Source organism: Rhodophyticola sp. (assembly GCF_965284195.1).
GTDB lineage: Bacteria > Pseudomonadota > Alphaproteobacteria > Rhodobacterales > Rhodobacteraceae > Rhodophyticola.
In genome coordinates, this window is record NZ_CBDIRM010000001.1 from 1906235 (window position 1) to 1919610 (window position 13376).

The window sequence follows — 13376 nt, forward strand, 5'->3', positions numbered from 1 at the left end:
AGGGGCCGCTTGACCAAAGCCACATGAGGGAGGGGAGATCATGTCCGATCACATCACAATTCGAAAAGCCGCCGGCAAATGGGTCGTCCGCGCAGGCGGTGCCGTCATCGGCGAAAGCGATCAGGCATTGGAACTGGCCGAAGGCAGCTATGCCACGGTCATCTATTTCCCGCGCGGCGATATCGGCATGGCCTTTCTGGAAAAGACCGCGAAGACAACCACCTGCCCCCATAAGGGTGAGGCGACGCATTACACGGTCACCTCCACCGCCGAAGAACTGACCAATGCCGCCTGGAGCTATGAGACACCCAAGGACAACGTGGCCCAAATCAAGGATCACATCGCCTTTTACACCGACCGCGTGACGGTGGAGCAACTCTAGACAGCACCCGGGCGGCGGGCGCGTGTGTCAGCTGTGTTCCTCTGCCGCGGTCGCGGCGAGGGCGCGGTTATAGGCCTTCAGCGCGTCCACATGGAACAAGGCCCCTTCCAGCGCAGGAGGGCCATCGCCGGGCGCCAGTTGCACGACCGGGATGAAATCCAGCCCCGTACGCTCGAAGATCGGCAGGGCGCGTTCCAGCGTGGCATGCGTGTCGGTGAATATGCCCTGATCGATCAGCGTCAGCAGCGCCTCTTCGGGGGCCGCGTTTTCGTGATCCATCGGGCGCATGACCTTGCCGACGCGGAACATCGACAGAAGATAGGCCTGCGGCCCGGCGGCCAGATGAATGTTGCGCCGTTCCAGTTGCGTTAGAAAGAAGGAGCGGTCCACCAGACGCGAGGCAAGCGCCGTCGACATGGAGACCGCAACCATCACCGCCAGCCCCGTCTGCCAGTCGCCCGTCAGCTCGAACACGATCAACGTGGTCGAGATCGGCGCGCCCAGAACCGCCGCGGCGACCGCCCCCATGCCGGCCAGCGCATAGAGCGTTTCGGAGCCCGAGACATTGGGCAGAAGCCCGGTTGCGATGATGCCGAAAGCCAGCCCCGCCAGCGCCCCGACCATCAGCGACGGCGAAAAGACGCCCCCGCCCATCCGGCCGCCGACCGTGATCGCGACGGCGGCGGTCTTGATCATCGCAAACACGATGGCTTCGTGAAGCAGCAATTCACCGGTCAGCGCGGCGGAGGTCGTCTCGTAGCCGACCCCGATGATATGCGGAAACCAGATCGCGATCGCGCCCAGCATCAGGCCCGCGACCGCCGGGCGCAGCCATCGCGGCAGGTTCGCGAGACGCTGGACCAGCGAGCCCATATCCTCGGCCCAGAAGATCGCCCGCATGAACGCGACCGCGATGATCCCGCAGACCAGCCCGAGGATCAGAAAGGCCGGCAGTTCGACATAGAATTGCAGGCTGCTGTCACGGCCAAGGCTGAACTCGGTCACATCGCCGAATTCCAGCCGGTTGATGACCGTACCGGCGGCGGAGGCGATGACGATGGGCGCGAAAGCGTGAACCGCAAAATGCCTCAGGACCACCTCAAGGGCGAAAATCGCCCCGGCGATGGGCGCATTGAACGACGCGCTGACGGCGGCGGCCACGGCGCAGCCAAGAAGATCGCGCCCGGTAATGCCGTCGGCCTTGATCCAGTCGGAGACACGGCTGGAGATGACGGCCGCCAGATGGACGACAGGCCCCTCCCGCCCCGAGGAGCCGCCGCTGCCAAGGGTGATCAGGGAGGCCGCGGCGGAAGCGAGGCCCGCTTTCTGCTCCACCCGGCCATCGGCCAGCGCGGCGCCCTCGATCACATCGGCCACCGATCTGACGCGGGCATCGGGCGTGAACCAGTGCAGGATCAGCCCGACCACCAGCCCGCCGAAGGCCGGGATCATCAAGATCCAGTACCATGGCAGGCTTTCGGCGAAAGAATGCAGCATCCGCACATCTTCCACGCCGTAAAGCCGCGTCTGCAGTGCGCTGATCCCCATCCGGAACAGCAGCGCCGCAAATCCCGCCGCGATCCCGATGGCCAGTGCGATGAACCAGAACTGTACCTGGCTGGGGCCCTTCTGGCGCAGCACCTGCCAGCCACCGCGACAGGTTGCGACAACAGTGTCGAGCTGATGCTTGAAAACCGAGCGGCTGTCCTGGGCCAAAGAGGCCATCCCCGTATCGCGGACCCGGATAGATCTGGCTGACCGGTGTCGCCGGGTCCAGCGGCGCAGCGGTGGTATGCGGGCCCTGCACCTCATCCGTCGATGGCGGGCCTATCTTGGTTGTAAAACAAGACTTTGAAGCTGGAAACCCCGTGGAAGACACAAGCGCATGACCGTCCTGCCCCAAAGCCCCGGGGAAATCCCTGCCGCCTTCGTCGCCGCATGGGCGGTGCGGGACACCGGGGCGCTGGCCGCGCTCTTCGCCTCGGATGCCGGTTTCGTGAATGTGGTAGGCATCTGGTGGGAGGACCGGGCCGCCATCGAAGGCGTCCATGACCATGCGCTGACGCGTTTCTTTGCGCAGAGCAGGCCTGTGCTTGGCCCGGTGAAACCCCGCAGGATCGGCGAAGGCGTCGCGGTCATCCGCGCCAAAATGCGGCTGAGCGGGCAGCTGGCACCCGATGGGGCGGAGGCCCCGGCGCGCGGCACCATCCTGTCATTCGTGGCCGAAAAGACCGCCCGCGGGTGGCGTTTGCTCTCCGCCCAGAATACCGATATCGTCTCGGGCGCGGAGACGCAGCTTGCATCCGCCACTGGCCTGCGCCCGCAGGACTACGGCCGATCCTGAGCGCCAGCGGCAACGCAGTTCCCTCAGCCGTCCCTCGCCTGAAGTAGTGCCCGGGCCGCATCGCGGGCTGCCGCCGTCACCGTATCGCCGGCCAGCATCCTTGCGACCTCGTCAACGCGGGCGTCGGCGTCCAGCGGGCTGACCTCGGATGTGGTGATGCCGCCCCGGACCGCCTTAGCCACGCGCCAGTGATGCGCACCGCGCGCGGCGACCTGGGGCGAATGGGTCACGACCAGCACCTGCCCCCCCTCGGCCAGGGCGGCCAGACGTTTGCCCACGGCGTCCGCCGTTGCGCCGCCGACGCCCCGGTCGATCTCGTCGAAGATCATCGTCACGCCTTCCGCTTCGCGGGTCAGACAGACTTTCAGCGCCAGCAGAAAGCGCGACAACTCCCCGCCCGATGCAATCTTGTTGAGCGGCCCTGCGGGCGCGCCGGGGTTCGTCGCCACCACGAAAGCCACCGCATCCACCCCGTCGGGGCCCGCCGGTGCCTCGGCAAGCGTGGTGGAAAAAACCGCCCGTTCCATCTTCAGCGGGGCCAGTTCGCCGGCCATATCCGCATCCAGCCGCACCGCCGCCGCCGCGCGCGCATCGGAAAGCCCCGCCGCGGCGCGATCATATTCCGCCGTCGCATCGGCCAACGCGACCCGCAGGCCCTCGATCTGATCGGCGCCGCCGTCAAGTGCCGCCAGCCGGCCTTGCAGATCGGCGGCGAAGGCCCCCAGATCATCGGGCGCCACCCCGTGTTTCCGGGCCAGCCCCCGCAAGGCGAAGAGCCGCTCTTCGGTCTCTTCAAGGGCCGCGGGATTGAAGTTCAGGGTTTCGGCAAAGCGGTCCACGCCGGCCTGAGCCTCGCCCAGTTCCACCAGCGCGCGTTCGATCGAGGCCAGCGGCTCTTCCAGCCCGCCCTCCGCCTGATCGGCCAGCCCGTCGAGCCAGCGCGCCGCATCCCCCATGGCACCCTCCGCCCCCTCAGGCCCAAGCGCGCTCAACGCCTTGGCAAGATCGGCGCGCATCCGTTCCGCGCCCTGCATGAGGCGGCGCCTGCTGTCCAGTTCCGCATCCTCCCCGGGTTGCGGATCCAGCGCGTCGAGTTCGGCCACGGAATGGCGCAGAAACTCCTCCTCGGCCCGCATATCGGCCAGCGCCGCCTCGGCCTTGGCAAGGGATTTTTCCGCCGCCGACCGTGCGCGCCAAAACCCGGCGACTTCCGCGCGCATATCGGCGAGCCCGCCATAGGCGTCCAGCATCGCGCGATGCTGACGCGGGTCCAGAAGCCCGCGATCGTCCTGCTGCCCGTGCAGTTCCACCAAAGTATCGCTCAGCGCGCGCAGCACGTCACCGCTGGCGCGGCGATCATTGACCCAGGCCGTCTTGCGGCCTTCGGGTGTGTTCACCCGGCGCAGGATCAGCTCATCGCCCGCAGGCAGCCCCGCCTCCTCCAGCACCGCGAAAGCTGGATGCCCGGGGGCAAGATCGAACACCGCGACAACCTCGCCCTGATCGGCGCCGGTTCTCACCAGATCCGCCCGCCCCCGCCAGCCGAGCACAAAGCCCAGACTGTCCAGCAGAATGGATTTGCCCGCCCCGGTTTCCCCGGTCAGAACATTCAGGCCCGGCTGGAACGCAAGCTCCAGCCGGTCGATGATCAGCATGTCCCGAATGTCGAGATGGCGCAGCATCCACCTTCAGTCCGTAAGCCGGGGGCAAGACGCCCCAAATGCGGTTAAAGCCAAGCGCCGCGAACCGTCTGCCGCCAGATGTCGCGCAACCATCCTTCACCGGCCGCCTCGGGGCTCAGATCACGCCCCGTGAGAAGGCGGAAACTGTCGTCGTAAAACGGCGAAGACTGGAAGTTGTAGCCCAGAATCGCTGCGGCGGTCTGCGCATCATCGGTCAGCCCGAGCGACAGATAGGCCTCCACAAGGCGGTGCAGCGCCTCGGGCGTGTGGCTGGTGGTCTGGAATTCCTCGACGACCACGCGGAAGCGGTTGATCGCGGCAGTGTAATGGCCCCGGCGCAGATAATAGCGCCCGATCTCCATTTCCTTGCCCGCCAGATGGTCGAAGGCCAGATCGAATTTCAAGATCGCGGAGGTCGCATAAGGGCTGTCTGGATAGCGCTCGATCACAAGGCGCAGGGCCTGAAGCGCCTGAAAGGTGATACCCTGATCGCGGCCGACCTGATCGATCTGGTCATAATAGCTGAGCGCGAGCAGATACTGCGCATAGGCAGCATCCTCATCGGCCGGATAGAAATCGATATAGCGCTGCGCGGCGACACGGGCGTTTTCGTAGTCGCCGTCTGCATGGTAGGCGAAGGCCGACATGATCAGTGCGCGTTTGGCCCATTCCGAATAGGGATGCAGGCGTTCGACCTCGGTGAAGAGGCGCGCGGCCTCTTCGGGGTCGTCCTGCGCCAGCTCGAACTCGGCCAGCTGGAAAATCTCCTGCGCGCCCAGTTCTTCCAGCGGCACTTCGTTGCTGCGATTTCCGCCGCCGAACAGGCCGCCGCCGCCACCACCACCACATGCGCCAAGAACAAGAACCAAGACCATCGCAACGCTCAGTCTTGTACGCCCTGTGATGCTGTTCAGCCCGCGTGACATGCCTGCAACCCCGTCCACCGTCTCCGGCAGGCTTGCGCGCCCGCCCTGTCTATGCATGGTCCTAGCACATTAATTCTGAGGGCAAAATGCCTGAATGCAGCGCAGTCGCCCTTCAAGCGACATAGGCCAGATCGGTCGGATTGACGCCGACCCCGGGCAGACGCGCCGCCTGAGCGGGCGAGCATTCGACCAGACGGGTCGCGCCCGGGGTCGAAAAGAGAACTCTGAGCAACCGGTTGGTCAGCATGTGACCGGCCCGGACACCTTCGTAACGGCCCAGAAGCGGGGCCCCTGCCAGCGCCAGATCGCCAAGCGCATCGAGCATCTTGTGACGCACGGCTTCATCTGCATGGCGCAGGCCGCCGGGGCTGGTCACTTCATCGCCATCGAAAACCACCGCGTTTTCACCGGGGATCCCACCGAGCGCAAGACCGTTTGCCTGCATCGCATCCACATCCGCCTGACGGCAGAAGGTGCGGCTGTCGCAAAGCTCGCGCACGAACCGGCCATTGGCAAGGTTCGCCACCCGGGTCTGACGGCCGATGGCCGCATCGGCGAAATCGATCGTGAAGCTCATCGTCAGGCCCGCATCCGGGCTGATCGTGGCCGCCGCGTCGCCTTCGGTCACGGTGACCGTCTTCAGAACCTCGATCGCGTGGATCGGCGCGCCCTGATGCTGGATACCCCGGGACAGGAAGCCGCGCACGAACTGCGCCGCGGACCCGTCGAGGATCGGAACTTCGGGGCCGTCCATCTCCACAAGCGCGTTATGGATGCCGCAACCGGCCAGCGCCGCCATCAGATGCTCGACGGTCGAGACCTCCGCGCCGGCCTCGTTCCGCAACTTCGTGCATAGGCGACTGTCGGGCACCAGATCGAACCGCGCCGGGATGAGATTGTCGCGATCCCGGATGTCGGTGCGCTGAAACCAGATCCCGAAATGCGCAGCCGCAGGCCGCACGGTCATGCGAACCGGATGGCCTGTATGCAGGCCGACGCCCGCAAAGCTGATGGAGGATCGTAGGGTTGCCTGCACGTGGTTCACCAATCGGTAGCCAAGATCAACGTCTGCTCATATGTCCGGTTCCGTCTCAAACCGGTTCAACATGGTGCCTATCGGGCGCGTGCGGTAGAGACAATTCAACCTTTATGACGGGTTGCAACATTGTCCGTGAGTATCGGCAAGATTCTGCCACATTTATTGGCAACTCAGGCTACACGCATGACCGGAAACGAAAAAAGGCCGGCGCGAGGCCGGCCTTTCTTGCAGTGTTGTGATGGTTCAGTTGGCCTGACGCCGCAGGAAGGCGGGGATTTCGATCCGCTCCTGATCGGGGTCGACATGGGTGTCTTCGGGCGCCGGACGGCTGGCAACCGGCGGCTGGCGCCGCTCGACAGGCGCAGGCTGGTCCTCTCCATGGCCGGTCATCCGGTTGATCAGGGAGTTGATCCCGAAACGCGGTTTGCCCTCGGTTTCGGCCGCGCGGGACTGCGCACCGGGGGCTTCCTTGTTGATCGCGGCGCGCAGACGGGCCAGCGCCTCCGGCGAGGGTGTGCTGGCGGACACGGGCCGCGGGGCCACGAACTCGGCTTCGGGCTCGGCCGCGACAGCAGGCGCCGCAGCCGCGGGGCGCATGAATGCCGGTGGTGCCGCGGCGGGCTGCGGTTGATAGGCCGGCTCCGGCACATCGTCCTCGCCATAACCATCGGAGGCCTGGCCTGCATCCAGATCGGTGAAAAGGCTCGGCTCGGGCTGGGCATCGGCCGCGACGGCGGCGGCGATATCCGGCGTTTCCACGTCATCCGCATCCATCGGGGCGGCGGCGACCGGCTCACGCAGACGGCTGCGGGTGGTGATCGGGATATCCTGCTGGACCTCGCTGGCGTCGATGCCGGTTGCCACGACGCTGACCCGCATCCGGCCTTCCATGGCGGTGTCGAGGGTCGATCCCACGATGATGTTCGCCTCGGGGTCCACTTCCTCGCGAATGCGGTTCGCGGCCTCGTCCAGTTCGAACAAGGTCAGGTCGTAACCGCCTGTGATATTGATCAAAACGCCGCGTGCGCCCCGCAGGCTGATCTCGTCTAGAAGCGGATTGGCGATCGCCTTCTCGGCGGCCTGAACCGCGCGCGATTCGCCATCGGCTTCGCCGGTGCCCATCATCGCCTTGCCCATCTCGTTCATCACGGCGCGGACATCGGCGAAGTCCAGGTTGATCAGGCCCGGACGCACCATCAGATCGGTCACGCCCTTGACGCCCTGATAAAGCACGTCATCAGCCATCGCGAAGGCTTCGGTGAAGGTTGTTTTCTCGTTGGCGAGGCGGAACAGGTTCTGGTTCGGGATGATGATCAGCGTGTCGACGACCTTTTGCAGCGCCTCGATGCCCTCATCGGCCTGACGCATGCGTTTCGCGCCCTCGAACTGAAAGGGCTTGGTCACCACGCCCACGGTCAGCACACCCAGTTCGCGCGCCGCCTGCGCGATGATCGGGGCCGCGCCCGTTCCGGTGCCGCCACCCATGCCCGCGGTGATGAAGGCCATGTGCGCGCCCGCAAGGTGATCGACGATATCCTCGATCGATTCCTCGGCGGCCGATGCGCCGACGGCGGGCCGGGCACCCGCGCCCAGACCCTCGGTCACCCGGGCGCCCATCTGGATGCGCGCCGTGGCGTTCGACTGGGCCAGCGCCTGTGCGTCGGTATTGGCAACCACAAACTCACACCCGTCCAGCGACTGTTCGATCATGTTGTTGACCGCGTTGCCGCCAGCGCCCCCCACGCCGAAGACGGTGATGCGAGGTTTCAGGTCCGGCTGATCATCCGGCATGGTGAGATTCAAGGTCATTAGCTCTGTCCGCCTGTTTTCATGGATGTAGGCCCCGGTCTTTCGCCGTTTGGCCATGTGCTGCCTCATTTTCAGGCGAGATTAACGCTTTCATTAACCTCCGTCACGCAAAAACTGGCAGAAAACCGCAAAATATAGGGCAAATTTGAGGCTGATAGGCGGTATTTCGCCCGGTCACCCCGGATATTGCGGTTACCAGTTGTCACGGAACCATTTTACCGCCCGTTTCAGAGAGCGCGCGGGGTACCGATCGGCGGGCACTTCGAAGTCCCACCACTCGTCCTGCGGGTAGGCCGCGAAGAGCGACAGGCCCACACAGGCGGAAAATGCGGGGCCGCAGGCCGATTGCGGCAGGCCCTGCACACGCAACGGCCGCCCGAGCCGCACCTGATTGCCCAGGATCTTCGATGCCAGCGCATCGAGACCGGGCACCTGGCTGGCGCCACCGGTCAGAACGATCCGCTGGCTTGGCAGATGGTCGAACCCGGCCGCGTCCAGCCGGGCGCGCACCTCTTCGAGGATCTCCTCCACCCGGGGGCGCATCACGCCGATCAGTTCGGCCCGTGAAATCGTGCGCCGGTCGTGGTGCCAGTCGCCGGTATCGGCTTCGAGTTCGATCCGTTCCCGGTCATCTATGCCGGTGGCGACGACACCCCCGAAGCGCGTTTTCAGCCGCTCCGCATCATGCATCGGGATCTGCAGGCCCTGACTGATATCCGAGGTGACGTGGTCGCCCCCCATGCGCACGGTATCGGCGAAAATCATGTGCTTCTTGATGAAGATCGACAGCCCGGTCGAGCCGCCGCCCATATCGATGCAGGCCGCCCCCAGTTCCTGCTCATCCTCCACAAGGCTCGCCACACCGGCGACATAGGACGACGACGCGATGCCGGCCAGCTCCAGATCGCAGCGTTTGACGCAGTAGAGCAGATTTTCGATCGCGTGGGCGTCGATGGTCAGCAGATGCATATCCGTGGACAGCCGGTTGCCCACATGTCCGCGCGGATCGCTGAGCCCGGTCCGGTGATCGAGCGCGAAATTCACCGGCTGCGCGTGCAGCACCTCGCGGCCCTCGCCGAAATCCGGCACATCGCAGGCGGCCAGAACCCGGGCGACATCGCATTCGCTGACCGTTCCGGTCTGCAGGCTGACCTCCCCCGTCAGCCCGTAGGATCGCGGGCGCGCGCCGGCAAAGCTGACGATCACATGATCCACGCGGGAGGCGGCCATTTTCTGCGCGCCCTGAACCGCCGTCCGGATCGCGCGTTCGGTTTCCTGCATCGTCTCGATCTCGCCGAACTTCACGCCGCGCGACCGTGTGGTTGCCGCCCCGATCACCCGGAACGACGATTGCCCCGCCATCGCGCCGACCCCATCGGACGGGCGAAACTCGTCCGAGCTGTCGAAGCGCAGCACCAGACAGGCGATCTTGTGGCTGCCCACATCAAGGATCGCCATCACCCCGCGGCGCATGGCTTCCTGGCGTTTGGCGCGCATGGCCCGCTGCGATTGGTACAGCATACTCATCCGTTCCCGTCTCCGATGTCTGTGCCCCGCATCCGACGCAACTCGGTCAATGCATGAGGGCTGAGTTGAATATTGGGGCGCTGCGGGTTGCGCATGTCGATCCTGAGAACGGCGCGCTCCAGCACGTCCTGCGCGTCATCCAGCGCCAGCACCCGGTCAAGCGCGGGCCTCGGCTGGTCTGCGGGCAACAGTATGCGGCGCCCGTCGCGCAGGACCACATCCCATCGCCGCTCGCCCATGCGCACAAGCCCGCGCATCCTGTCCCGCAACGGGGCCGCCGTTTCGAAAAGTGCCAGCGCCTCCGCCACCGCCAGATCGGCGCCTTCACCGGCGATCATCGGCAAGGGCGCGACCAGCTCCCGGTCCACCAGCCGGGCGACAAAATTGCCCTCTCCGTCCAGCAGCACCGGTTCGACGCGGGTCTGCCAGATGACGACCGGCACCCGCTCCTCAATCTTGACGGCAAGATAGCCACCCGACTGGATCCGCAACTCGGCGCGGGATACCGCAGGAATCCGTTCCAGCGTTTCCCGCATCGCCGCAAGATCGAGATCGAAGGAGGACACCGGCAGATCAAGCGCCAGCACCGCGCGCAGATCTTCGGCAAGCTGCGGGCTTGCGCCGTTGATATTCATCAGGTTGACCCGGAATTCCGGGCGGTTCTCGATCTCCCGGCGCAGTTCCGCGACCTGATCGGAGACACCGCGCCAATGCGCCGGGTCGGACAGGTACCACCCGACACCCATGACAAGGGCGAAGGCCGGCAGCCCCACCCGCAGGAGCGACCGGAACAGCGGTGTCAGCCAGAGCCGCTGAAACCTGTAGGACCAGATCGACGGCGCGGGATCGCGATGGGTCAGAACCGGGCCGCGGCGGGCGATCAACGGTCGCATGACGCATCCTCCACCAGCCAGCGGCACATCTGGCCGAAGCTGATCCCGACGGCCTGACCCTGTTCCGGTGTCAGCGATGTGGGCGTCATGCCGGGCTGGGTGTTGGTCTCCAGCAGGATCAGACCCCCCAGGCCGCGCGTCTCGTCCCACCGGAAATCCGTCCGGCTGACCCCTCGGCATCCAAGCGCGATATGGGCCGTGAGCGCCATCTGCATGCAGGCATCGAAGACGGACGCGGGCAGATCCGCCGGCACCACATGGCGGGAGCCGCCGGGCTTGTATTTCGCGTCGTAGTCATACCACCCATCGGTCAGGATATCGGTCACCGTCAGCGGCCGGTCATCCATCACCGTGGTGGTCAGTTCGCGGCCCGGCACGAAGGTCTCCACCATCACTTCATCGGGCATCGTGTCGGCCAGTTTCGGCGGGCCGTTAGCCGCCTCATGCACCAGATAGACCCCGACCGAGGAGCCTTCGTTGTTGGGCTTCACGACATAAGGGGGGGCCATCACGTGACCGGCCATGACATCGGCCTTCGCCGCCAGCACGCTGTCGACGACGGGCAGATCATGGGCGCGGTACATATCCTTGCTGCGCTGCTTGTCGAGCGCCAGCGCCGAGGCCAGAACCCCGGAATGCGTATAGGGGACGCGCAGCCATTCAAGCAGACCCTGAACGCAGCCATCCTCGCCCCACCGGCCATGCAGTGCGTTGAAGGCGACATCCGGCCTGATCTCGGCCAGACGCGCGGGAAGGTCGGGGCCGGCATCGACCTCCGTCACCTGAAATCCCTCTCCACGCAGTGCAGCGGCGCATTCACGCCCGGTGGACAACGACACCTCCCGTTCTGCCGAGGGGCCGCCCATCAAAACCGCAACTGTGGGGAGTGTTCTGCCCGAACTCACCGCCAACATGTGCCTCATATACCGCCGGGCTTTTGGCTGCCCGTTTTGGTGTTCTTTTCCGCCGGTTAATCCGACGGTTTATCGCCTGTGGGTTCTCCCACACGCATAATTTCCCATTCTAGCTCTATTCCACTGTGTTGGAAAACCTTTTTTCGAACCTCCTCGCCCAATCCTTCCAGATCGGCGGCGGTGGCGCTGCCGGTATTGATCATGAAATTGGAATGCTTGGGGCTCATCTGCGCGCCCCCGCGCGTGGCGCCCCGTAATCCGGCATCGTCGATCACCTTCCAGGCCTTCAGATCATGGGTGTCATCGGCCCGGCCGGTAGAGCTGAACCCGGCGGGATTGCGAAAGGTCGATCCGGCGCTCCGATCCCGCGTCGGCTGCGTCGCGTCGCGCCTGGCAAGCTGGTCTTCCATGCGCGCCGCCAGCATCGCGGGATCGCCGGGATCGGCCCGGAAGGTGACCGATGTGATCACCGCGCCATCGGGCAGATCGGTCTGGCGATAGGCAAAGTGGATATCGCCGGGGCCGAGCGTCACGCGCGTCCCGTCGCGCAGGACGGCCGTGGCCGACAGGAAATGATCCGCCACATAGGCACCATAGCAGCCCGCATTCATTTTCAGCGCCCCGCCGATGGAACCGGGAATGGTGCGCAGAAACGTCAGGTCCAGCCCGGCCTTCGCCGCGTTTCGCGCCACATGGGCATCCAGCGCCGCCGCGCCGGCGGTCACCCTGCCATCGCCGGTTTCGATCCCGTTGAAGCCCCGGCCCAGCCGGATGACAACGGCCCGCAACCCGCCATCGCGGACAATCAGGTTGGAGCCGACGCCCATGGGGAACACGGGCGTGTCCGGGTCGAGCGCGGCCAGAAACTGCGCCAGATCCTCCTCGTCCGCCGGTTGGAAGAGCACATCCGCCGGGCCGCCCACCCGCATCCAGGTGAGATCGGCGAGTGGGCGCCCCCGGCTGAGCCGGCCCTTGACCTCGGGCAGTTCTCTCACGATCGGTCACCCCCGGCCTGCGCAGCCCTGCGGGCCCGCATGCCCAGCAACCCGCCGCCGACCGCCCCGATAATGGCGGGCAAGGCCACGAACAGCAGCACGACCGCCGATCCAAGCGCGTCCCAGCCGACCTGCGCAGCCATGCCGATCAGGATCCAAAGCGCGAAAGCCACGACGCAGGCCCAGAACAGGTAGACGAACCGGGGCGACAGGAACCGGCCCAGAACAAAGGCAAGGGCCGCCGATGCAAGCCCCGTTCCTGCAATGATCAGTATGACGTCAGGTTCCATGGCCGCCGCCCCTTCCACCGCGCCACTCTACCGGCACGGATCGCAAAGCTGAACCCCGGGCGGAGGCCTATTGGCCGCCGCTGGTTCGCCGGACCCACCGGCCCAGATAGATCAGCGGCCAGCGCAGGATCGAAGCCCCCGCGACCAGCACACCCAACCCCCACCACGGGCCCAGTTGCCATGTCACAAAGCCCAGAAGCGGAATGCCCGTGGCGATCAGCGCCCAGGCGGCCGGCCAGTGGTATCGCTGCGGCCCCAGGCCGATCAGGCAGGCGATCACCGCCCAGAGACAGGCCAGTGTCAGGGAAATCGGCATCAGGTGCCCCCTTTCAGCCGGGTCACGGCCCTGCGCAGGAAGTAGATCAGCGGGCGGCGGAACATCGACAGCACCGCGAAGGCGACCAGCAGCACCAGCAGCAGCCCATGCTGCGAGGCCACGAAGGCCAACAGCGGCAGCGACAGGATCAGAAGCGTGACGCCGGGCAGGTATTGCAGCCGCATCGGCAGCATCGCCACGGCGGCGGCGGCCAGAACCCACAGGCAGGACAGCGTCAGCGAAAGGCTCATGAGACCGC

General features: G+C 65.7%; 14 protein-coding genes. 2 read left to right on the forward strand and 12 right to left on the reverse strand.

Going from position 1 to position 13376, the window contains the following annotated elements; translation table 11 throughout:
* Positions 1 to 40 precede the first annotated feature (40 nt).
* Positions 41 to 382 (forward strand): DUF427 domain-containing protein, encoded by a 342-nt coding sequence (locus ACQ651_RS09500; RefSeq protein WP_430449134.1) that lies wholly within the window; start codon positions 41 to 43, stop codon positions 380 to 382.
* A gap of 27 nt (positions 383 to 409) precedes the next feature.
* Here the strand turns inward: ACQ651_RS09500 and ACQ651_RS09505 are convergent, their stop codons facing one another.
* The gene (locus ACQ651_RS09505; protein WP_375552763.1) at positions 410 to 2098 is read right to left on the reverse strand and encodes a chloride channel protein; all 1689 of its coding nucleotides are present in this window, start codon (positions 2096 to 2098) and stop codon (positions 410 to 412) included.
* 169 nt (positions 2099 to 2267) lie between these two features.
* Here ACQ651_RS09505 and ACQ651_RS09510 point away from each other — a divergent pair, with 169 nt between their 5' ends.
* Entirely contained in the window at positions 2268 to 2726 is a 459-nt protein-coding gene (locus ACQ651_RS09510; RefSeq protein ID WP_430449135.1) for an SgcJ/EcaC family oxidoreductase, read from the forward strand.
* 23 nt (positions 2727 to 2749) lie between these two features.
* Here the strand turns inward: ACQ651_RS09510 and recN are convergent, their stop codons facing one another.
* The 11 genes from recN to ACQ651_RS09565 form a co-directional block, all read right to left on the reverse strand.
* On the reverse strand, positions 2750 to 4408 hold the full coding sequence (recN, locus tag ACQ651_RS09515; protein ID WP_227284671.1) for a DNA repair protein RecN: 1659 nt from the start codon (positions 4406 to 4408) through the stop codon (positions 2750 to 2752).
* Between the two features lie 44 nt (positions 4409 to 4452).
* A complete protein-coding gene (locus tag ACQ651_RS09520; protein ID WP_286193313.1) occupies positions 4453 to 5334 on the reverse strand; it encodes an outer membrane protein assembly factor BamD in 882 nt (293 codons plus the stop codon).
* A gap of 112 nt (positions 5335 to 5446) precedes the next feature.
* Positions 5447 to 6370 carry a UDP-3-O-acyl-N-acetylglucosamine deacetylase gene (lpxC, locus tag ACQ651_RS09525; protein ID WP_430449136.1) on the reverse strand — a complete coding sequence of 308 codons (924 nt, stop codon included), beginning with the start codon at positions 6368 to 6370 and terminating at the stop codon, positions 5447 to 5449.
* A 246-nt stretch (positions 6371 to 6616) separates the two neighbouring features.
* On the reverse strand, positions 6617 to 8182 hold the full coding sequence (gene ftsZ / locus ACQ651_RS09530; protein WP_430449137.1) for a cell division protein FtsZ: 1566 nt from the start codon (positions 8180 to 8182) through the stop codon (positions 6617 to 6619).
* A 192-nt stretch (positions 8183 to 8374) separates the two neighbouring features.
* Positions 8375 to 9709, reverse strand: a complete 1335-nt coding sequence (gene ftsA / locus ACQ651_RS09535; RefSeq protein ID WP_121897061.1) for a cell division protein FtsA — start codon at positions 9707 to 9709, stop codon at positions 8375 to 8377.
* The gene (locus tag ACQ651_RS09540) at positions 9706 to 10602 is read right to left on the reverse strand and encodes a cell division protein FtsQ/DivIB (protein WP_430449138.1); all 897 of its coding nucleotides are present in this window, start codon (positions 10600 to 10602) and stop codon (positions 9706 to 9708) included. Before ACQ651_RS09540 ends, ftsA begins: the two co-directional genes overlap by 4 nt.
* Positions 10590 to 11516: a D-alanine--D-alanine ligase gene (locus ACQ651_RS09545; RefSeq protein WP_375552762.1), complete on the reverse strand. Its 927-nt coding sequence runs from the start codon at positions 11514 to 11516 to the stop codon at positions 10590 to 10592. The genes ACQ651_RS09540 and ACQ651_RS09545 overlap by 13 nt, the downstream gene beginning before the upstream one ends.
* 56 nt (positions 11517 to 11572) lie before the next feature.
* Positions 11573 to 12511, reverse strand: a complete 939-nt coding sequence (gene murB, locus ACQ651_RS09550; protein WP_375551942.1) for a UDP-N-acetylmuramate dehydrogenase — start codon at positions 12509 to 12511, stop codon at positions 11573 to 11575.
* Positions 12508 to 12801 carry a hypothetical protein gene (locus ACQ651_RS09555; RefSeq protein ID WP_430449139.1) on the reverse strand — a complete coding sequence of 98 codons (294 nt, stop codon included), beginning with the start codon at positions 12799 to 12801 and terminating at the stop codon, positions 12508 to 12510. The genes murB and ACQ651_RS09555 overlap by 4 nt, the downstream gene beginning before the upstream one ends.
* Before the next feature lie 67 nt (positions 12802 to 12868).
* Positions 12869 to 13117, reverse strand: a complete 249-nt coding sequence (locus ACQ651_RS09560) for a DUF2484 family protein (RefSeq protein ID WP_121897279.1) — start codon at positions 13115 to 13117, stop codon at positions 12869 to 12871.
* Positions 13117 to 13368, reverse strand: coding sequence for a DUF2484 family protein (locus ACQ651_RS09565; protein WP_227284679.1), 252 nt, complete (start codon positions 13366 to 13368; stop codon positions 13117 to 13119). The genes ACQ651_RS09560 and ACQ651_RS09565 overlap by 1 nt, the downstream gene beginning before the upstream one ends.
* Positions 13369 to 13376: the final 8 nt, after the last annotated feature.